Here is a 19,815-nt window from a genome sequence, read left to right as displayed (position 1 = left end):
CAGCCGTGGCCGTTGACGTGGCGCTCCCGGGTCGCGCCGCACTTCCCCCCTCCCCTTGCATCGGGCCATGCCATGCCACGCCACCCTCGTTCCTGCCCCCTCCTCCCCCATTGGCCGATCTCGCCCCCGCAGCGCCGCGTGGGGGCGAACAGCCGCCGGGTCGCGCGATGAGCGCGGTTCTGAAGGCCACGCCGCCCCCCCTGCGGCAGGCCAGCCTCGACGCGGCGCGCTGCGCCCTGTCCGCGCGCGGCGTCTCGCGTCGTTTCCGCATCGCGGGCACCGATCTGGTGGCGCTCGCCGGCGTCGATCTTGATGTCGCAGCCGGCGAGTTCGTCACCATTCTCGGCGCCAGCGGTTGCGGCAAATCCACGCTGCTCCGCCTTTTCGCCGGGCTGGATCGCGCCGATACCGGCACGCTGCTGCATGCCGGCGTGCCGATTGCGGGGCCCAGCCTGCAACGCGGCCTGGTGTTCCAGGAGCCGCGTCTGTTTCCCTGGCTCACCGTCACGCAAAACGTCGCGACCGCGCTGCTGAATGCGCCAGGCGGTCCAGAGGCGAAGCGCCTTGCCGTCGCCGAGCATATCGCCCTGGTCGGCCTCGCGGGCTTCGAGGATGCCTGGCCGCACCAACTGTCCGGCGGCATGGCTCAGCGCGCGGCGATAGCGCGCGGACTGGTCAATGGCCCCGACGTTCTGCTGATGGATGAACCCTTCGGCGCACTCGACGCGCTGACCCGCGCCCGACTGCAGCGCGAACTGCGCCGCATCTGGGAGCGCGAGCGCACCACCATGCTGCTCGTCACCCATGATGTGGATGAGGCCCTGCTGCTGGGCACCCGCCTCGTCGTGATGACGCCGCGGCCAGGGCGCATTGCCCGCATCCTCGATCTCCCCCGCAGCATCACGCGGGACCACGCCGATCCCGCCTTCGCCCGGCTGCGCGCCGAGGTTCTGGCGATGCTCGACGACGGCATCAGCACGGAAGGACCCCTCCAGCCATGACAACGATCCCCCGACGCATCGCGGTGGCCGCGGCCACCGCCTCGCTCTTCGCCCCGCGTATTCTGCGCGCCCAGACGCGCGTGGTGCGCATCGGCTTCGCCTCGATCGGTGCCGGCAACCGCCAGTTCACCGGCGGTTCGCCCATCGCGGCCTCCCATGCCGAAGGATGGCTGGAACGCGACCTGGCCGACGAACGCGGCCTGGAAATCCGGTGGTCCTTCTTTGCCGGTGCCGGCCCCGCGGTGAACGAGGCGCTGGCGAACAACCAACTCGATTTCGCAGTGCAGGGCGACCTGCCTGCGGTGATCGGGCGCGCCAACGGGCTGCGCACCAGGCTGATCCTGGCGAGCGGCGTGAACAATCCGATCTACCTCGCCGTGCCGCCGGACAGCACGATCCGCGGCCCCGCCGACCTGCGCGGCAAGACCGTCGCCTGGCACCGCGGCACCAACCTGCATCTGGCGATCGTCAAGGTGCTGGCGGCGAACAACCTGACCGAGCGCGATCTGCGCGTGGTCAATCTGGATTTCGCGGCGTCGGATGCGGCACTCGCGACACGCAGCATCGATGCGGCCTTTAGCTCGCCGGTGCTGTTCGGGCTGCAACGGCGTGGTCTGGCGAAGATCGTCTACAGCACCAAGGGCGACAATCCCGGCTTTGCCCGGCATTCGCACCTGCTGGTGCAGGAGGCGTTCGACAAGGATCATCACGAGCTCACCGGGCGCATCGTGAACAGCTTCGTCCGCGCCTCCGATTGGGCCTCGAAGGAGGAGAACCGGGAGGAGCTGTTCCAGATCTGGGGCAAATCCGGTCATTCGGTGGAAAACTTCCGGGAGGATTTCGCCGATCTGCCGCTGGCCTTCCGCAACAATCCGCTGCTCGACGCCTTCCTGCGGGGCCAGTACCGGATCCAGGCCGATCAGGCGCTGGAGCACCGGCTGGTGCGCCGCCAGGTGGATACGGCCGCCTGGTTCGACACGACCCACCTCGATGCCGCCCTGCGGGAGCTGGGGCTGGAGCGGCGCTGGACACGGCGCGATGCCGAAGGGCGGGAGATCGTCGTGTGATGTCGGTCTCGATCACCCTTCCCCGCGCCGCCGCGGGGCCACGCGCCTGGCGCCTGCCGGCATGGCCCGCGGCACTCCTTCTGCCTCTGCTCGGCCTCCTGGCCTGGGCCGCCGCCGCGCGGGCCGGCTGGCTGACGCCCGCCATCCTGCCCGCCCCCGCCGAGGTCTGGGCCACGCTCACGGAGCTGTGGCAATCGGGCGAGCTGCAAAGCCATGCGCTGTGGAGCATGGGACGCGTGGTCCAGGGCTTTGCCATCGGCGCCGTGCTCGGGCTGGCGCTCGGTGCTGCCATGGCCTTGTCACCGCGCGTGGAGGATTACCTGCGGCCAAGCTTCGTCGCCATCGCGCAGGTGCCGGTGATCGGCTGGGTGCCGCTGCTGATGCTGCCGCTCGGCATCGGCGAGGCGCTGAAGATCGTCATCATCGCCAAGGCCGCGCTGGTGCCGGTCACCCTCAACACCCTGGCCGGCATCCGCGCCGTGCCGCGCGGCTGGGTCGAGGTCGGCACGGCCTTCCGCTACAGCCGCTGGCAGGTGCTGCGCCACGTGGTGCTGCCGGCCGCGGTGCCGCCGGTCTTCACCGGCATCCGCTACGGGCTGACGAGCTGCTGGAAGGCGCTGGTGGCGGTGGAGCTGCTGGCCTCGGCCGAAGGGCTCGGCTTCCTGCTCGTCTGGGGGCGGCAGATGTTCCAGATGGACATGGTCATCGCGGGCATGGTGGTGATCGCCGCAGTGGGCCTGGTGTTCGATGCCTCGTTGGCCCTGCTGGAACGACGGCTGCAACCCTGGCGGGCGGCATGAACGCGCGGGGGCTGGTGCTGCCATTGGGGCTGCTGGCGCTATGGCAGGGTGTGGCTGCGGGGGGCCTGGCCGATCCCAGGCTGCTTGCGCCACCGGGCGAGGTCGCGGCAACGGCCTGGCGTGTGCTGACCGACCCCGCGATCTTCCTGGCACTCGGTGCGAGTCTCGGGCGCTGCCTTGCCGGCTTCGTGCTCGGGGCGGGTCTTGGCCTGTGCTTCGGCCTGCTCTGCGGCCTGTCGCGGCCCGCCGACCGCCTGCTTGGGCCGAGCTTTCACGCCTTGAAGAATGTCGCCGTCTTCGCCTGGATTCCGCTCATCGCCATGTGGTTCGGCTTTGGCGAGGAGGCACGCATCATCTTCATCGCGCTTGCCACCTTCACGCCGATGGTGCTGAACAGCTGGGAGGGCATTGCCGGCACGCCACGCGCCTTGCTGGAGGTCGGATCGGTGCTGCGGTTCGGCCCTTGGCAGTCGCTGGCGCGCATCCGCCTGCCGGCAGCCCTGCCATCGATGATGACCGGTGTGCAGCTGGGGCTGATGCATGCCTGGCTCGCGACCATCGGCGCCGAATACTTCCTGGCCAAAGGCACCGGCCTCGGCGGCGTGCTAATCGAGGGGCGCGACACCTTCGACATGGCGCTGGTGCTGGTTGGTGTCGTGCTGCTCGGGGCGGTCGGCCTGGTGCTGAGCCAAATGGCGCGGCTTGGCGGCGCGCGGCTGGCGCCCTGGAAACGCGAAATTGCCTGATCCTGAGGTTCCGGAACGCAGACCCCCGATGTCCCGCAAAGCCATAACGCCGCATCGCCTCTCGCCGCCCATCGGCGCCGAGGTGCGTGACATCGACGTAGGCGCACAGCGCTAAGCCGTCGCGGTGCGGGCCGCGGCGCCCGTCGGCAAGGCCAGCGTCAAGACCCAGCAGACGGCAAGCATCAGGGCCGAACCGACCAGGCAGGCCGTCAGCCCCCCCCAGGCGTAGAGCAGGCCGGAGAGCAGCGTGCCGGCGAAGCGTCCGACGGCATTGGCGGCGTAATAGAAGCCGACGTCTTCGGCGGCCTTCTCGCTGCCGGCATAGGCCAGCACAAGGTAGGAATGGACCGAGGAGTTCACGGCAAAAGCCACGCCGAACAGGCACAATCCGATCGGCACGATGATGTCGGGCCGGGGCGCGCCGGCCACGAGGAGCGCCGCGAGCACAGCCGGGACGATCGCCAGGCCCAGCGACCAGAAGCGCGCCGCCGGCACCTCCGACGACAGCCCATCGGCACTCTTGCGAATGACAGCGGGAGCCGCCGCCTGAATGATGCCGTAGCCGATGGTCCAAACGGCGAGGAAGGCACCCACCATGGTGAAGGTCCAACCCGAGGCGTAGAGGAACACCGGCAGCCCGACCACGAACCATACGTCGCGGGCACCGAACAGGAACACCCGCGCCCCGGCCAGCAGGTTCACGCCCCGGTTCTTGGCGAAGAGCTCCTTGGCGGATTTCGATGCCGGGCCGCGTCCCATCAGTGGCGGCAGCGACAGCACGACGGCGATCAGGATGGCACCGAGCATCGCCGCCATGGCCCAGAGGGCGCCCCGAAAGCCGAGCGCCTCCAACAGCAGCCCGCCAAGGAAGAAGCCAAAGCCCTTCATCGCGTTCTTGCTGCCGGTGAAGAAGGCCACCCAGTGGAACAGGCGCCCCGCGGCTTCCCCCGCGGTCAGCTTGATCGCGGATTTGCTCGCCGTCTTGGTGAGGTCCTTGGCGACGCCGCAAATCCCTTGCGCCATCACCACCCAGGCGACGGAGAGTGCGGCGCTCCAGCCCGCAGACATGGCGGAGAGCAGCAGGAAACCGACGATCTGTGTGGAGAGCCCCACCGCCAGCATGCGCGCGATACCGAAACGGGTGGCGAGCCAGCCGCCGATCAGGTTCGCGCCGATCCCCGCGGCCTCATACAGGAGGAACAGCAAGGCCAGCGTGAAAGGGCTGTAGCCCAGCCGGAAGAAATGCAGCAGCACCAGCATCCGCAGCGCGCCATCGGTGAGCGTGAAGCCCCAATAGGCGGCGGTGACGATGGCGTAGTTGCGGGTGCCGGCATTCATATCCCGACGCTTTCCATGTGGCAGGCGAGATCCACCATGCGGCAGGCATAGCCCATCTCATTGTCATACCAGGCGTAGATCTTCAGCAGCGTGCCGTCGGTCACCATGGTGCTCGGCGCATCGACGATCGAACTCCGCGTATCCCGCGCATAATCCGCCGAGACCAGCGGGCGCGTCTCATAGCCGAGGATGCCCGCGAGCGGCCCGGCCGCGGCCGCGGCGAAGAGCGCGTTGACCTCCTCGGCGGTCGTCTCCCGCCGCATCTCGAAGACGCAGTCGGTGAGCGAGGCATTCAGCACCGGCGCGCGCACCGCATGGCCGTTCAGCTTGCCCTTGAGATCGGGATAGATCAGCGCGATGGCCGTGGCGCTGCCGGTCGTGGTCGGCTGCAACGACAACATGGCCGATCGCGCGCGCCGCAGATCCTTGTGCGGCGCGTCCACCACGACATTGGTGTTGGTCGGGTCGTGGATGGTGGTGATCTGGCCGTGGCGGATGCCGATCGCCTCATGCACCACCTTCACCACCGGGGCGAGGCAATTCGTGGTGCAGGAGGCGGCGGTGACGATCGGATGGCGAGCGGGGTCGTAGAGATGCTCATTCACGCCGACCACCACGTTCAGCACGCTGTCGAATTTCACGGGTGCCGCGACGATGACCCGCTTGGCGCCACGGTCGAGGTGGCCCTGCAACGCTTCGGGCGCCAGGAATTTGCCGGTGCATTCGAGGACGAGATCGACACCGAGATCGCCCCAGGGGATGCGCGCCGGCTCGGCCTGTTCCGAATAGGTCATGCGGTGATCGCCGATGCGGATCGCGCCGCCGCCCTCGGCCGCGATATCCGCCCGCCAACGGCCCTGGACGCTGTCGAACTCCAACAGATGGGCGATGGCCGCGGCACCGCCCTTGATCTCATTGAGGTGCACGACCTCCAGCCGGTTCCGCGCACGCGGGTCCTCTGGCTGGCGGTCGGCGGCCCCCATGGCGGCACGCAGCGCCAGCCGGCCAATGCGGCCCATTCCCGTGATGCCGACCTTCATGCAACGGCCTCCACGCTCGAATCCGTCACCGCGTCACCGCGTGCGGATCGGCCAGTTCATCAACGCGCGCCTTCAGCGCCATGCGGTCGAGCGAGGCGATGGGCAGGCTGATGAAGGCCTCCAGCCGACGACGCAGCCCGGCATAGACTTCGTTCAGCAGGGTCGCACGCTCCGCGACGCTGCCGCTGAATTTCGCGGGGTCCGGCAGCGGCCAGGCACCGGTGATCGTCGTCGCGCCGAAATCCGGGCAGACTTGGCCCTGCAGCGTGTCGCAGAGGGCCAGGACGAAATCCATCTTCGGCGCCGCGGGGCCGGTGTACTCGTCCCAGGACTTCGACCGCAGCCCCGACACGTCATGGCCCAGGGCCTTCAGCAGCGACAGAACCTCGGGCAAGGGCCCGGTCGGCGACGGGTCCGAGCCCGCCGAGTAGGCCGCGAAACGGCCGGGGGCGAGTTTTTGCAGCAGGGCCTCGGCCATGATCGAGCGGGCGGAGTTGTGCGTGCAGAGGAACAGCACGTTGAAGGTGGCGGCTCGCATGATGTTGTTCTCCCGTGTGATGGTGTCGAGCATCCGCCCGAGGTCGCCGCAGCGGTCGGGCTCGCCGCCGCAGCAGGCCTCGGCGAGGAAGGCGAGCAGGGCACGCAGCCGCGCGAACTGCACGGCGTAGATCAGGCTGCGGCCCTGGCGCGTGGCAGCGATCAGCCCCGCCTGGTCCAGCGCCCGCAGATGGAAGGACAGGGTGGAGGCGGGCACGCCGAGCCGGGTCGCGACCTCTCCGGCCGCCACACCGCTCGGCCCGGCGTCCAGCAGGACACGCAGCAGGTCGAGCCGCGTGCCCTGCCCAAGGGCTGCGAAGGCGAAGGCGGCGTCTTCTGTTTCCATTATTCCATTTTAATCGAAATGCCCGGCCGCGGGGTGACGTTTCGATGAAGGCTTCATGTCAGCCGAGCCTTCCAAGGACGGCCTCGCGTGCCGCCCGCGTCACGCCGGTCAGCGCGGCCGAGACCCGGCCGCGACCTATCCCGCACCTTGCCCGGCCGGTGGAGCGGAGGCCGGGAACCACCGGCGCCCCAGCCGCAGCGCCACGCCGACCAGCAGGATCAGCACCGGCACCTCGACCAGCGGCCCGATCACGGTCGCGAAAGCCACCGGCGAGGCCAGGCCGAAGGCGGCGATGGCGACCGCGATCGCCAGCTCGAAGTTGTTGGAGGCCGCGGTGAAGGCGATAGCGGTGGTGCGCGGGTAGTCCGCATCGATCAGCCGGCCCATCCAGAAGCTGACCATGAACATCACCAGGAAATAGATCACCAGCGGCACCGCGATGCGCAGCGCATCCAGCGGCAGGCGCAGCACGTCGCCGCCCTTGAGCGCGAACATGGCGAAGATGGTGAAGAGCAGGGCCGCCAGGGTGATGGGCGCGATCAGCGGCAGGAATTTTTCCGCGTACCAGGTCTCGCCATGCCGGGCGATCAGCACCCGCCGGGTCAGGAAGCCCGCCGCGAAGGGCACGCCCAGGTAGAGCAGCACGGCGCCGGCAATCGTGCCGAAGGACACCGCGACCACCTGGCCCTCCAGCCCCACCAGCGGCGGCAGCACCGTGAGGAAGAACCAGGCGTAAACCCCGAAGAACAGCAGTTGGAAGATGCTGTTGAAGGCGACCAGCCCCGCCACGTACTGGTTGTCGCCGCGCGCCAACTGGTTCCAGACGATGACCATGGCGATGCAGCGCGCCAGGCCGATCAGGATCAGCCCGGTCATGTATTCGGGCCGGTCCGACAGGAACAGCACGGCAAGGCCGAACATCAGGACCGGCCCGATCAACCAGTTCTGCACCAGCGACAGCAGCAGCACGCGGCGGTCGGCAAAAACCCGGGGCAGCGCCTCGTAGCGCACACGCGCGAGGGGTGGGTACATCATCAGGATCAGGCCGATGGCGATCGGCAGGTTCGTGCCCTCGACCGAGATCGCCTCCAGCGCCGCGGGCAGGCCAGGCACAAGGCTGCCGAGCGCGATGCCGAGCCCCATGGCCGCAAAGATCCAGAGCGTGAGCCAACGATCCAGGAAGGACAGGCGGCGCGGTGCGGCGGCGGTCATGAACAGGCCGGCCCGCCGCAGACGGCGAGCGGCAGGGTGGCGTCGAGCAGCGGGGCACAGGCGCCGGGGCGCCCGCCGCAGCAATCCTCGACCAGAAAGGCAATCAGCTCGCGGATGCCCCCCAGTTCGACCCCATAGAACACCTGGCGGCTTTCCCGGCGGGCCTGGATGAGTCCGGCCCGGGTGAGGATCGCCAGATGGGTGGACATGGTGTTCGGAGGGGTGCCCAGCCGGCGGGCGATCTCGCCGGCCGGCACCCCTTCCGGGCCGTGCTGGAGCAGCAGGCGAAAGACCCGGAGACGGGTCTCCTGGGCGAGGGCGGCAAAACCTTCGACGGCAACAGATTCATCCATGATTCGAGAATACCCGATGGGATTCCCCTTGAAAACCAGGTTTGTGTTGGCCGATGGTGGCGTCGGTTCGAGCAACATTACGGTTCCGCGGCCCGCAAGAGGCGCGATTCACCTGGGAGGTACGACGATGGCCGAATGCGACAAACTGGCTGAGTCCGGGCGACGCTTCTTCTTGTCGCGGGGCGCGGTGGCGGCCGTCGGCGCCGCCGCCGTCGCCGGCGCCATTCCGGCCAGTGAGGCCGAAGCGGCGCCAGCGCCAGCGCGGATCACCTATCCGGTCGCGCGGGTGGCGAATGTAGGAGAGCTCAAGCCCAACGAACCCGTGCCGATTTCCTATCCGGATCCCGACAGCCCCGGCGTGGTGATGAAGCTTGGAACGCGCGTCGCGGGTGGTGTCGGCCCGGATGGCGACATCGTGGCCTTCAGCACGATGTGCCCCCACAAGGGCTTTCCGCTGTTCTTCCGTGCCGATGACCGCAGCCTGAACTGCCCTGGCCATTACAGCCGCTTCGACTGTGAGAAGGGGGGCTTGCAGATCTGGGGCCAGGCAACCGCGAACCTCGCGCAGTTCCGCCTGGCCATCGCGGCCAATGGCGACATCAGCGCGATCGGTGTCGACGAGCTGATCTACGGCCGCATCAGCAACGTGCTGGCATAGGGGGGCGCGATCCGATCGCTGGAGGCCGCAGGCCGGAAGCGTGAATCGGATCGCCAGAAACAGGAGCGAAGCGACCATGGCCTTCAAGCGCAACATCGATCGCCTGCCGATCCCGCCACGGGACGCCACGGTGCACAACGTCACCTGCCACTTCTGCATCGTCGGCTGTGGCTACAAGGCCTATTCCTGGCCGGTTGGCGGCCAGGGCGGCACCGCGGCGGCAGAGAACGCTTTTGGCGTGAACCTCGCCGAACAGCAGCCGGCCGAAAGCCCGGCCTGGTTCGCCCCCTCGATGTACAATATCGTCAGGCAGAACGGCCGGGACGTGAACATCGTCATCAAGCCGGACCATGAGTGCGAGGTGAATTCCGGCCTCGGCTCGATCCGCGGCGCCCGCATGGCGGAAACCTCCTACTCGACCACGACGAACACGCTGGCCGCGCGCCTGACCGAGCCGCGGATCTGGCGCTACGGCACGATGTCGCCGACGTCGTGGGACGACGCGATCGGGCTGGTGGCCGAGGTCACCCAGCGCGTCGTCGCCGAGCAGGGCGAGGATGGGCTGATCGTCTCCGCCTTCGACCATGGCGGCGCCGGCGGTGGCTACGAGAACACCTGGGCGACCGGCAAGCTCTACTTCGAGAGCATGAAGGTGAAGAACATCCGCATCCACAACCGCCCGGCCTACAACAGCGAAGTGCACGGCTCGCGCGACATGGGCGTCGGTGAGCTGAACAACGCTTACGAGGATGCCGAGCTTGCCGACACGCTGTTCATCGTCGGCGCCAACAGCCTGGAGACGCAGACCAACTACTTTCTGAACCACTGGGTGCCGAACCTGCGCGGCTCCTCGCTCGACAAGAAGCGCCAGCAATTGCCGAACGAGCCGCATGCCTCGGCGCGCATCATCGTCGTCGATCCGCGCCGGACCGTCACCATCGCCGCATCGGAGACGGAAGCGGGCAAGGAGAATGTCCTGCATCTCGCGATCAACTCGGGCACGGATCTCGTGCTGTTCAACGCCCTGTTCACCGAGGTCGCGGCCAAGGGCTGGGTCGATCGCCCCTTCATCGCCGCCAGCACCAGCGGCTTCGACGCCGCCGTCACCGCCAACCGCACCAGCATCGAACAGGCAGCACAACTCACCGGGCTCTCCGCCGACGACATCCGCAAGGCGGCCGCCTGGATCGCCGAGCCGAAGCAGGGTGGGGCGCGGCGGCGGACCATGTTCGCCTATGAGAAGGGGCTGATCTGGGGCAACGACAACTACCGCACCAACCAGAGCCTGGTGAACCTGGCCCTCGCCACTGGCAATATCGGCCGGCCGGGCGGCGGCTGCGTGCGGCTCGGCGGGCACCAGGAGGGCTATTCGCGCCCATCGGACGCGCATGTCGGCCGGCCGGCGGCCTATGTGGACCAGTTGCTGATCAACAACCGCGGCGGCGTGCACCACATCTGGGCGTGCGATCATTTCAAGACCACGCTGAACGCCAGCGAATTCAAGCGCGCCTACAAGCGCCGCACCGATCTGGTGAAGGCGGCGATGGACAGCGTGCCCTCGGGCGATCGCGCGGCGAAGGTCGAAGCCATCATGGGCGCGATCCGCCAGGGCGGGCTGTTCAGCGTCGATGTGGATATCGTGCCGTCGCAGATCGGCTCCTGCGCGCATGTCGTGCTGCCGGCGGCGACCTCGGGCGAGATGAACCTGACCTCGATGAATGGCGAGCGCCGCATGCGCCTGGTCGAGCGCTACATGGACCCGCCCGGCCAGGCGCTGCCGGATGCGCTGATCGTGGCGCGGCTGGCGCAAGCCATGGAGCGAACCTGGCGCGCGGCGGGCAACGCCGCCACCGCCGACAAATTCAAGGGCTACGACTGGCGCACAGAGGAAGACGCCTTCGAGGACGGCTACCGCAAGCACGAGAAGGGCGGCGAGTTCGTCACCTACGCCCGGCTGCGCGCCATGGGCACCAATGGTTTCCAGGAGCCGGCGACGGGGTTGCAGGGCGAGCGCATCATCGGCACGAAGCGGCTGTTCTCCGACGGCAAGTTCAACAAGCCCGACGGCCGCGCGACCTTCACCAGCACGCAGTGGCGCGGGTTGCAGGCCGAGGGCAAGCAGGCGGAGAAGGACAAGTTCCGCTTCCTGATCAACAACGGCCGCGCCAACCATGTCTGGCAGAGCGCCTATCTCGACCAGCACGATGATTTCGTGCGCGACCGCTTCCCGCTGCCCTATATCCAGATGCACCCCGCCGACATGACGGAGCTTCAGCTTACCCAGGGCGATCTGGTCGAGGTGTTCAACGACAATGGCGCGACCCAGGCCATGGTCTGGCCAACGCCCACGGCGAAGCGGAACGAGACCTTCATGCTGTTCGGCTACCCGACCGGGGTGCAGGGCAATGTGGTCAGCAAGGGAGTGAACGAGTTCATCCTCCCCAACTACAAGCAGAGCTGGGGCAGCATCCGGAAGATCGCCGCGGCGCCGGAATCGGTGCGCCACTTGTCGTTCAAGTCGCAGGAGTATCAGGCGGGCTGAGCCCCAAAGCTTGGCCAAGGCAGCCTTGCCCGGCTTGCCTCGGCCAGGGGGCCGGCTGCGCCACGGGTCGCCGCGCCAGCAGCGCAGCCAAGGCCGGGAGCGGGCAGCCAGTGGTCAAGCCCTCCCACGTCCAACGTCGCGCGCGCGCGAAAAGGGCTTTCCAGCACCCGGTCAGCCCAGGCGCGCGACCGCCGCGAAGCCCGCATCCGAAGCCTGGAGCGCGCGGTCCACATCGGACTCGGTATGCGCGCAGTTGAGGAACATGTTGTGGCGCGGGTGGAAATACGCCCCCGCCGCCAGCGCCGCCGCGCAGAAGGCATCGCCGAGGCGGAAGCCCACATCGCCCTCGAACAGCATCAGCGGCATCTGCGCAGGCCCGGTCTGGCGCACCGCCACGCCATGCCGCGCGGCCCCGGCGGCCCAGCCGGCGCGCAGCCGCTCGCCCATCGCCTTCATCCGCGCCGGGCCGTCGATGCGGCGCAGCTCGTCCAGGGTCGCGACCGCCGCGGCCATCGGCACCGCGCCGCACCAGAAGGAGCCCGTGGTATAGACCTTGGTCGCCGGCTGGCGGAGCCATTCGGCGCCGGTCACCGCGGCCAGCGGATGGCCATTGGCGATGGCCTTGCTATAGGCCGCGAGATCCGGCCGCACGCCGACCGTCTCCCAGGACCCGCCCATATCCAGCCGGAAGCCGGCGCGCACGTCATCCACGATCAGCGCCGCGCCGGCATGGTCGCAGAGTGCCCGCAGCGACCGCGCGAAGGCGACATCGGGCAGTTCCAGCGCGCGCGCCATGTCGTGGCGGAAGGCGGTGACGAGGATGGCGGCAAGGTCGTCCCCCGCCTTGGCGACCGCGGCCTCGACCGAGGCGATGTCGTTGTAGTCGTAGAAGATCAGATGCGCGCGGTCCTCCGCCGTCACCCCCGCGATCGAGGGCGAGCACCACGGCACCGCGCCATGGTAGGAGCCGCGCGCCACCAGCACCTTGCGCCTGCCGGTGCCGGCGCGGGCGATGGTGACGCAGGCGGTGGTCGCATCCGTGCCGTTCTTCGCGAGCAGGCACCAATCGGCATGCGGGATGGTTCCGACCAGCCGTTCGGCCAGCTCCACCAGCACCGGCCCCGGGCCGTTCATGCAATCGCCCAACTCGGCCTGGCGCCGCGCCGCCTCCTCCACCAGGGGATGATGGTGGCCGAGCACGATCGGGCCCCAGGAGGACATGAAATCCACGAACTCCCGCCCATCGACATCCCACAGCCGGCAGCCCTTGGCGCGGGCATAGTATTGCGGATAGCCGGAGGGCAGGTTGGCGGCGTTCAGATGGCCCCAGAGCCCGCCCGGGATCACCTGGCGCGCGCGCTCGCGCAGCGCGGCATCGCGGCCGGTCGTGGTCACGGGATAGGCAGAATCGGGCATCGGGCGCTCCAAAGGCTCGGCGGGGCTGGATATATCATATGGTCAGCCCCGGGGGATATAAGTCAGGATGCGTCCAGACAATGGAGAGAACCGCATGCGACCGCTCCTCGCCGCCCTGATCGGCCTGACCCTCTCTGGGCTGACCGCCCTCCCGGCCGGCGCGCAGCAGCTGCGCATCGGCATCGCCTCCGACCCCGATGTGCTGGACCCGACGCTCTCCCGCACCGTGGCGGGGCGGCAGGTGTTCATGGCGATGTGCGACAAGCTGATCGACGTGAGCGAGACGGGCGAGCTGATCCCGCAGCTCGCCACCGCCTGGGCCTGGGAGGAGGACGGCCGCGCCCTGCTGCTGACCCTGCGCGCGGGCGTGACCTTCCATGACGGCGTGGCGCTGGATGCGGCCGGGGCCGTCGCGGGGCTCAACCGGCATTTGACGGCGCAGGGCTCGACCCGCCGGGCCGAGATGGGCCCGGTCACCGGGGTCGAGGTCGCGGGGCCGATGCAGCTCCGCATCCGCCTCTCCGAGCCTTTCGCGCCGCTGCTGGCCGCCCTCTCCGATCGCGCCGGCATGCTGGTCTCGCCGCGTCAGGCGAATGTGCTTGGCGCCGATTTCCAGAAGGAGCCCGCCTGCGCCGGCCCCTTCCGGCTGACCCGCCGCGTCGCGCAGGACCGGATCGAGCTGGAGCGCTACCCCGCCTATTGGAACGCGGAGGCGATCCATTTCGACCGGGTGATCTACCGCCCGATCACCGATACCACCGTGCGCGCCGCCAATCTGCGCGCCGGGGCGCTGGATGTGATCGAACGGGTCAACCCATCGGATGTCGCCACCATGCGGCAGGACCGGCGGGTGAAGCTGCTGGAGGCCCCGTCCCTCGCCTCGGTCTATATCGCCTTCAACCTCGCGCATGGCGAGCGTGCCCATACCCCGCTCGGCGAGGACCCGCGGGTGCGCGAGGCCTTTGAGCTTGCGATCGACCGCGACGTGCTGAACCGCGTCGCCTTCGAGGGGCTCTATATCCCCGACAACCAGTCCACCCCGCCCGGCCATCCGCAGCACATCGCATCCCTGGCCGTGCCGGGGCGCGACCTCGACCGCGCCCGCGCCCTGCTGCGCGCGGCCGGGCATGAGCGGCTGCGGGTGAAGTTCTCGGTGCCCAACACCACCGAATACACCCAGGCCGCCGAGGTGATCCAGGCGATGGTGGCCGAGGCCGGCATCGATCTGGAGTTGCAGGTGATCGAGGTCGCGACCCTGCTGCGGCAATGGACCACGGGCGATTTCGAGGCGCTGATCATCGCCTGGTCCGGCCGCACCGACATCGACGGCAACCTCTGGGGCTTCAATGCCTGCGGCGAGACGCTGAATGGCGGCGGCTACTGCAACCCCGAGGCCGATGTGGCGCTGCGCGAGGGCCGCACCTTGGTCGACCCGGCGGCCCGCCTCGCCGCCTATGGCCGCGCGATGACGATCCTGCTGCGCGACCGGCCCTATATCTACCTCTGGCACGCGCAAAGCCTGTTCGGGACCACGGCGGCGGTGAGCGGGCTGCGGATGGTGCCGGATGGGCTGATCCGGCTGCAGGGGATGCAGATCGGGGGCTGATCGCGCCCTCGAAACTTTCCCCGCGGTCGGGCGTTGGAGGCAGGCGCGGAACGACAGGGTGCTGTCGGCCGCGCCCGATCCGTCCATTCGGCGCAGCTTCCGGCAAGCGCGGCTTGCCTTGGGCTGCTCTGTTGGCGCCCACAGCAAGGGAAGTCCGCCGCATGACCAAGGTCTTGGTTCTCTATTATTCCGCCTATGGCCACATCGAGACCATGGCGCAGGCCATGGCCGCGGGCGCGCGCGAGGCGGGCGCCGAGGTGGACATCAAGCGGGTGCCGGAACTCGTCCCGCCCGAGGTCGCCAAGGCGTCGCATTACAAGCTCGACCAGGCCGCCCCGATCGCGCAGATCGCCGACCTCGCGAATTACGACGCCATCATCATCGGTGTCGGCACGCGCTTCGGCCGCATGGCGTCGCAGATGGCGAATTTCCTGGACCAGGCCGGCGGGCTTTGGGCGCGCGGCGCGCTGCATGGCAAGGTCGGCGCGGCCTTCACCTCCACCGCCACCCAGCATGGCGGGCAGGAGATGACGCTGTTTTCCATCATCGCCAACATGCTGCACTTCGGCATGGTCATCGTCGGGCTCGACTACGGTTTTGCCGGGCAGATGAAGCTGGATGAGGTCACCGGCGGCTCGCCCTATGGCGCGACCACGATCGCGGGCGGGGATGGGTCGCGCAAGCCGTCGGAGAATGAACTGGCCGGCGCGCGCTACCAGGGCCGCAAGGTCGCGGAGGCCGCGGCCAGGCTCGGCGCCTGACGCTGCCGCCAGACCACGGCGCCCCCTCACTCCGAAGCCCGCAGAGGACCCCAATCCATGACACAAGAAGATCTGGCCACGCGTCGCCTGGCCCCCCTGCGCACGCCGACAGGCCTGTCGGAGGAGGCCACGCGCGACATCTCCGCCGGCCTGACGGCGCTGCTCGCGGATGTGTTCTCGCTCTACCTGAAAACCAAGAACTTCCATTGGCATGTCTCGGGTCCGCATTTCCGTGACTACCACCTCATGCTGGACGAGCAGGCCGGGCAGATCTTCGCCATGACCGACGCGATCGCGGAGCGCGCCCGCAAGCTGGGCGGCACGACCCTCCGCTCCATCGGCCATATCGCGCGGCTTCAACGTTCGCTCGACAACGATGCCGATTACGTCGAGCCGCAGGACATGCTGGCCGAGCTGCGTGACGACAACGGCGACCTGGTCCAGCGGATGCGCGAGATGCATGGCCTCTGCGACGAACACCGCGACGTCGCCACCGCGAGCCTCCTGGAGAACTGGATCGACGAGGGCGAACGCCGGGTGTGGTTCCTGTTCGAAACCGGCCGCCCCGACAGGAACTGATCGCGGGCGATGCTCACGAAATCGTGAGGCGATGGCTTGATGGAACCAGTGGTTGCAGGCAATGATCACCGCCGCGCCTCCAAGGCGAACCGTCCCCAGAAGGGAGACGCGGCGTGTGGCCCGACCGGGCCCTGCGATTGCGCCGATATCTCCCCTGATCTCGCGCATCAAAGACTAGGAAAATAAGCAGCAATTCTGCGGCGGATCGGGCTAAGATGCGCGCCCCGCTCGGATGCCGCCCTATGCCCAGCCACTACACCCCACCCCGCCCCTGGCAGCCGATGACCCAGCCCGAATGGGATGCGCTGCGCCCCCACATCCTCTGGCTCGGCGCCGGGCGGCCGGTGAAGGATCTGCGCGCGCGCGTGGACGGCTTCTTCTGGATCGCCACCTCCCGCCGCCCCTGGAAGGACCTGCCCGAGGCCTTCGGAAAGCCAGACACCGTCTCCCGCCAGTTCCGCCGCCTGACCCAGCGGCACCTCTGGCAGAAGCTGCTGCATCTGCTGGCCGAACCCGGCGCCTCGCCCGGGCTGCGGGCGCTGGAGCATTGGATCTGCCGCGCCTGCCAGCGCGCAATGCGCTGCGCCGGCATGAGCCTCATCACCGCCGCCCAGCGCCTGGGCTTCCTGACCGCGCTGCGCGGCCCGTCCTTCCTGCTGCCCGATGTGGATTTGTCCGAACGCTACCGGCGCATCACCGAATTCTTCCTGACCCGGCTGATGAAGGACCGGAACAGCGTGCCCAAGGGGGTTTTCGCGCTTTGCGGGCGCCTGCTCACCTTCGCCGGCGGGCGCCGGCGCATCCCGCGCTGCCTCTGGCCTGAATGAGGAGCCGGCGTGACCGCCCCGCCGCTACCGCGACGCCACCCGCACCACCGCATCCTCCCGATGCGCCACCTCCGGCCGCAAGGTCGTGCCCAGCCCGGGCGCGGTCGGCGCCAGCACCATGCCGCCCTCCAGCCGCGGCAATTCCGTCACCAGGTCGCGGTACCAGGTCGCCAGCGTCGCCCGCACCACCTCCTGGAAGATCGCCGTCGGTGCGTGGATCGCCAGATGCAGGCTGGCCATCAGGGTCACCGGCCCGGTGCAGTCATGCGGGGCGACCGGCTTGGCGAAGGCCTCGGCCAGGGCCGCGATCTTGCGCGCCTCGGTCAGGCCCCCGCACCAGGTCAGGTCCAGCATCACGATATCCGTCGCATCCGCCACCAGCAGGTCGCGGAAGGCGACCTTGCCGCCCAGCGTCTCGCTGGCACAGATCGGCACGCGCGTCCGCCGGCGCAGGTCGGCCAGCGCGCGGCAATCATCCATCTTGTGGATCGGGTCCTCCGCCCAGAAGACATCGACCTCCTCCAGCGCCCGGCAGATGCGTTCGGCGGCGGGGGCGGACCAGAGCGAATGCAGCTCGGCCATCACCTCCATCTTGTTGCCCACCGCCGCGCGGATGGCGCGGAACGGCGCCATGCCGGCCTCGATCTCCTCCAGCCTTATGGTCAGCCCGCCATCGCGGCTCGCGAAGGGATCGAAGGGCCAGATCTTCATCGCCGAGAAGCCCTCGGACAGCAGCGACTGCGCCAGCGCCCCGGCATCGCGGGTGAAGGCGATCTGGTCATCATAGGGCCCGGCCACAGGCTCATCCGGCTGACGCTCCCGCCGGCCGGCATGCCCGCCCGCGTGCTGCCGGCTGTTGTAGTCGTAGCCGGCGCAGGTGTTGTAGGCGCGCACGCGGTCCCGGCAGGCGCCGCCCATCGCGGTATGGATCGGCACCCCGGCCCGCTGCCCGGCCAGATCCCACAGCGCCAGATCGACGGCGCTGGCCGCGCGCACCTCGGCACTCGACCCGCCGAAGCCGACATAGGGGTGCAGCAGCGCGCGGGAGACCGGCTCGATCGCCCGCGCGTCGCGGCCGATGAGGTAAGGGGCGATGGTCTCATGGATCACCGCCTCCACCGCCGCCGCCCCGCGGAAGGCCTCGCCGAGGCCGGTCAGCCCGTCATCGGTGCTGATCTCCAGCCACAGGATGTTGGCGCGCTCGGCGATGCGGATGGTCCGCAGCCCGGTGATTTTTGGCGCGCTCATTCCGCGCGGATCCCGGCGACGCGGACGACCTCGGCCCAGCGGGCGGTTTCGGACGCGACGAAAATATTCATCTCCTCAGGCGTGCTGCCGAGCGGGATGACGCCGAGGCCCTGCAACCGCGCCCGCACGGCGGGATCGGCGAGCGCGCCGGCAAACGCCGCGTTCAGCGCCGCGATGGTCGCCGGCGGCGTCGCGGCGGGCGCCATGAAGCCGAACCAGCTGTCGATCACCACCCCCGGCACGCCGGCCTCGGCGAAGGTCGGCACATCGGGCAGTTCCGGCACCCGCTCGGCCGCCGGCACCGCGATCGCCCGCACCGAGCCTGCCCGGATATGAGGCAGGATCGAGGGCAGGTTGTCGAAGAAGACATCCACCCGCCCGCCGACCAGATCGGTGATCGCCGGCGCGCTGCCGCGATAGGGCACATGCGTCCAGGCGACCCCGAGTTTCGCGCGCAGCAGCTCCGGCCCCAGATGGTTGGAGGCGCCGACGCCCGAGGAGGCGAAGGTCAGCCCGTTCGGCTGGCTGCGGCCATAGGCGATGACCTCGGCCAGCGTCGTGGCCGGCAGGTCCTTGCGCACGGTCATCACGTTGCGGACCGCCCCGGTCAGGATCACCCCGGTCAGCTCATGCAAATCATAGCCGGGCCGGGCGTAGAGCGCGGGGTTCGCGCCGCAGGGGCCGAAGGCGCATTGCAGCAGGGTGGTGCCGTCCGGCGCGGCGCGGGCCGCCTCGGCCGCGCCGATATTGCCGCCGGCGCCGGAGCGGTTCTCCACCACGACGCCGCGCGGCAGGCGGGCGGAGGCGCCCTCGGCCATCACGCGGGCAACGATGTCGCTGGTGCCGCCGGGGGCGAAGGGGACGATGATGCGGACCGGACGATCCGGCACCTGGGCACCGGCGACACCGCCCCAGCCAGCCAGGGCAAGCAGCGCCAGCGTGATCCTTGTCCAATCGCGGGCCCAGTTGCGGACCATGGCTTTCCTCCGGAATTCGTTCTTGCGCGGAGCCTAGGTGCAACCCCAGGCGAGCGCCATCCGGCCCGGGGCGTATTTGACAAAGGCGCGAGGAGCCTTCCCACCACGGCCTGTATTAACAATGGGTTGGCGCCAGGACGGCCATTACGATGCCGGTTTTGGCATTTGCCGACGGCTTGTTACACGCAGGAGCTTGCCGGTAGGCTTTATACCACGCGCGGCACCACGCGCCGGAGACACAGGCATGGCCGATACTGTCCTGCGCTATGTGCGCGGCAATACCTACCTCAAGAACCTGCCGAAGGCACCGGAGGGCGGCAATGCCAAGCCGGCCCATGGGCTGGTCGGGGAGCTTTGGGTCGGCGGGATTTGCTTCGACACGCTGGAACGCATGGATGGCTACGTGAAGATGGAGGGCGGCCAGGACTACGCCAACTCCACCATGTACTGGCACAGCAAGTACAACTCCTACGTGCTCAATCCCTGGCTCGGCAAGGATGCCGAGCAGACCAAGAAAAAGAACATCCTGTTCCATCCGGCGGCGGTGCCCTCGCATCTGGAGGGCTGCGTCGGCGTCGGCTTCCTGGAGGGCGGCAAGCTGACCACCAGCCGGGAATCCTTCGTGCTGATCTGGAAGCTGGCGGGCGGCGGGGTCGGCAATACCAAGCAGGTGCTGACCGTCACCATCCGCGTCGAGGGAAGCATGCCCGCGCTGGCAAGCTGCGCGGCCTGGGCCGGCTAGAGGGCGCCCGCCAGCCCAT

The 19,815-nt window shown here is 69.0% G+C and carries 19 protein-coding genes; 11 read left to right on the top strand and 8 right to left on the bottom strand.

The genetic code is table 11. From position 1 onward, the window contains the following. The first annotated feature begins 167 nt into the window (after window positions 1–167). The 4 genes from C8P66_RS00205 to C8P66_RS00190 are packed head-to-tail and all read left to right on the top strand — an operon-like array spanning window position 168 to window position 3,614. Window positions 168–1,001: an ABC transporter ATP-binding protein gene (locus C8P66_RS00205; RefSeq protein WP_111396452.1), complete on the top strand. Its 834-nt coding sequence runs from the start codon at window positions 168–170 to the stop codon at window positions 999–1,001. After that, window positions 998–2,068, top strand: a complete 1,071-nt coding sequence (locus C8P66_RS00200; protein ID WP_111396128.1) for an ABC transporter substrate-binding protein — start codon at window positions 998–1,000, stop codon at window positions 2,066–2,068. Before C8P66_RS00205 ends, C8P66_RS00200 begins: the two co-directional genes overlap by 4 nt. Further along, entirely contained in the window at window positions 2,068–2,868 is an 801-nt protein-coding gene (locus C8P66_RS00195; RefSeq protein WP_111396127.1) for an ABC transporter permease, read from the top strand. Before C8P66_RS00200 ends, C8P66_RS00195 begins: the two co-directional genes overlap by 1 nt. Next, the gene (locus C8P66_RS00190) at window positions 2,865–3,614 is read left to right on the top strand and encodes an ABC transporter permease (protein ID WP_111396126.1); all 750 of its coding nucleotides are present in this window, start codon (window positions 2,865–2,867) and stop codon (window positions 3,612–3,614) included. The genes C8P66_RS00195 and C8P66_RS00190 overlap by 4 nt, the downstream gene beginning before the upstream one ends. A gap of 111 nt (window positions 3,615–3,725) precedes the next feature. Here C8P66_RS00190 and arsJ read toward each other — a convergent pair whose 3' ends face one another. The 5 genes from arsJ to C8P66_RS00165 form a co-directional block, all read right to left on the bottom strand. Continuing rightward, on the bottom strand, window positions 3,726–4,952 hold the full coding sequence (gene arsJ, locus C8P66_RS00185; RefSeq protein WP_111396125.1) for an organoarsenical effux MFS transporter ArsJ: 1,227 nt from the start codon (window positions 4,950–4,952) through the stop codon (window positions 3,726–3,728). Beyond that, on the bottom strand, window positions 4,949–5,992 hold the full coding sequence (locus C8P66_RS00180) for an ArsJ-associated glyceraldehyde-3-phosphate dehydrogenase (RefSeq protein ID WP_111396124.1): 1,044 nt from the start codon (window positions 5,990–5,992) through the stop codon (window positions 4,949–4,951). The genes arsJ and C8P66_RS00180 overlap by 4 nt, the downstream gene beginning before the upstream one ends. Window positions 5,993–6,017: 25 nt before the next feature. After that, complete coding sequence (locus tag C8P66_RS00175) at window positions 6,018–6,875, bottom strand: metalloregulator ArsR/SmtB family transcription factor (RefSeq protein ID WP_111396123.1); 858 nt, start codon at window positions 6,873–6,875, stop codon at window positions 6,018–6,020. Between the two features lie 135 nt (window positions 6,876–7,010). Then, window positions 7,011–8,087: an ACR3 family arsenite efflux transporter gene (gene arsB, locus C8P66_RS00170; protein WP_111396122.1), complete on the bottom strand. Its 1,077-nt coding sequence runs from the start codon at window positions 8,085–8,087 to the stop codon at window positions 7,011–7,013. Further along, entirely contained in the window at window positions 8,084–8,518 is a 435-nt protein-coding gene (locus C8P66_RS00165; protein WP_408881873.1) for an ArsR/SmtB family transcription factor, read from the bottom strand. The genes arsB and C8P66_RS00165 overlap by 4 nt, the downstream gene beginning before the upstream one ends. 49 nt (window positions 8,519–8,567) lie before the next feature. On the opposite strand from C8P66_RS00165, the gene C8P66_RS00160 reads away from it, so the two are divergent. Together C8P66_RS00160 and C8P66_RS00155 are read left to right on the top strand one after the other, a co-directional pair. Further along, a complete protein-coding gene (locus C8P66_RS00160; RefSeq protein WP_111396120.1) occupies window positions 8,568–9,098 on the top strand; it encodes an arsenate reductase (azurin) small subunit in 531 nt (176 codons plus the stop codon). A gap of 76 nt (window positions 9,099–9,174) precedes the next feature. Continuing rightward, window positions 9,175–11,640 (top strand): arsenate reductase (azurin) large subunit, encoded by a 2,466-nt coding sequence (locus tag C8P66_RS00155; RefSeq protein WP_111396119.1) that lies wholly within the window; start codon window positions 9,175–9,177, stop codon window positions 11,638–11,640. Between the two features lie 171 nt (window positions 11,641–11,811). Here the strand turns inward: C8P66_RS00155 and C8P66_RS00150 are convergent, their stop codons facing one another. Beyond that, on the bottom strand, window positions 11,812–13,056 hold the full coding sequence (locus C8P66_RS00150; protein ID WP_111396118.1) for an aminotransferase class III-fold pyridoxal phosphate-dependent enzyme: 1,245 nt from the start codon (window positions 13,054–13,056) through the stop codon (window positions 11,812–11,814). Between the two features lie 94 nt (window positions 13,057–13,150). Between C8P66_RS00150 and C8P66_RS00145 the strand changes: the two genes are divergently transcribed. The 4 genes from C8P66_RS00145 to C8P66_RS00130 all read left to right on the top strand — a co-directional run bounded on the left by C8P66_RS00145 (window position 13,151) and on the right by C8P66_RS00130 (window position 16,829). Further along, complete coding sequence (locus C8P66_RS00145; protein ID WP_158537038.1) at window positions 13,151–14,662, top strand: ABC transporter substrate-binding protein; 1,512 nt, start codon at window positions 13,151–13,153, stop codon at window positions 14,660–14,662. Between the two features lie 161 nt (window positions 14,663–14,823). Then, a complete protein-coding gene (gene wrbA, locus C8P66_RS00140; RefSeq protein WP_111396116.1) occupies window positions 14,824–15,423 on the top strand; it encodes an NAD(P)H:quinone oxidoreductase in 600 nt (199 codons plus the stop codon). 57 nt (window positions 15,424–15,480) lie between these two features. Then, window positions 15,481–16,002 (top strand): Dps family protein, encoded by a 522-nt coding sequence (locus C8P66_RS00135; RefSeq protein WP_111396115.1) that lies wholly within the window; start codon window positions 15,481–15,483, stop codon window positions 16,000–16,002. A 281-nt stretch (window positions 16,003–16,283) separates the two neighbouring features. Then, window positions 16,284–16,829, top strand: a complete 546-nt coding sequence (locus C8P66_RS00130) for a transposase (protein ID WP_158537037.1) — start codon at window positions 16,284–16,286, stop codon at window positions 16,827–16,829. Window positions 16,830–16,853: 24 nt separating this feature from the next. Here the strand turns inward: C8P66_RS00130 and C8P66_RS00125 are convergent, their stop codons facing one another. Both C8P66_RS00125 and C8P66_RS00120 read right to left on the bottom strand, forming a co-directional pair. Then, entirely contained in the window at window positions 16,854–18,077 is a 1,224-nt protein-coding gene (locus C8P66_RS00125) for a mandelate racemase/muconate lactonizing enzyme family protein (RefSeq protein ID WP_111396113.1), read from the bottom strand. Further along, the gene (locus C8P66_RS00120; RefSeq protein ID WP_111396112.1) at window positions 18,074–19,054 is read right to left on the bottom strand and encodes a Bug family tripartite tricarboxylate transporter substrate binding protein; all 981 of its coding nucleotides are present in this window, start codon (window positions 19,052–19,054) and stop codon (window positions 18,074–18,076) included. The genes C8P66_RS00125 and C8P66_RS00120 overlap by 4 nt, the downstream gene beginning before the upstream one ends. A gap of 244 nt (window positions 19,055–19,298) precedes the next feature. On the opposite strand from C8P66_RS00120, the gene C8P66_RS00115 reads away from it, so the two are divergent. Then, the gene (locus C8P66_RS00115) at window positions 19,299–19,796 is read left to right on the top strand and encodes a hypothetical protein (protein WP_111396111.1); all 498 of its coding nucleotides are present in this window, start codon (window positions 19,299–19,301) and stop codon (window positions 19,794–19,796) included. Window positions 19,797–19,815: the final 19 nt, after the last annotated feature.

The organism is Humitalea rosea (assembly GCF_003253705.1).
GTDB classification, from domain to species: domain Bacteria; phylum Pseudomonadota; class Alphaproteobacteria; order Acetobacterales; family Acetobacteraceae; genus Humitalea; species Humitalea rosea.
This window is presented reverse-complemented; position numbering and strand designations above follow the sequence as displayed.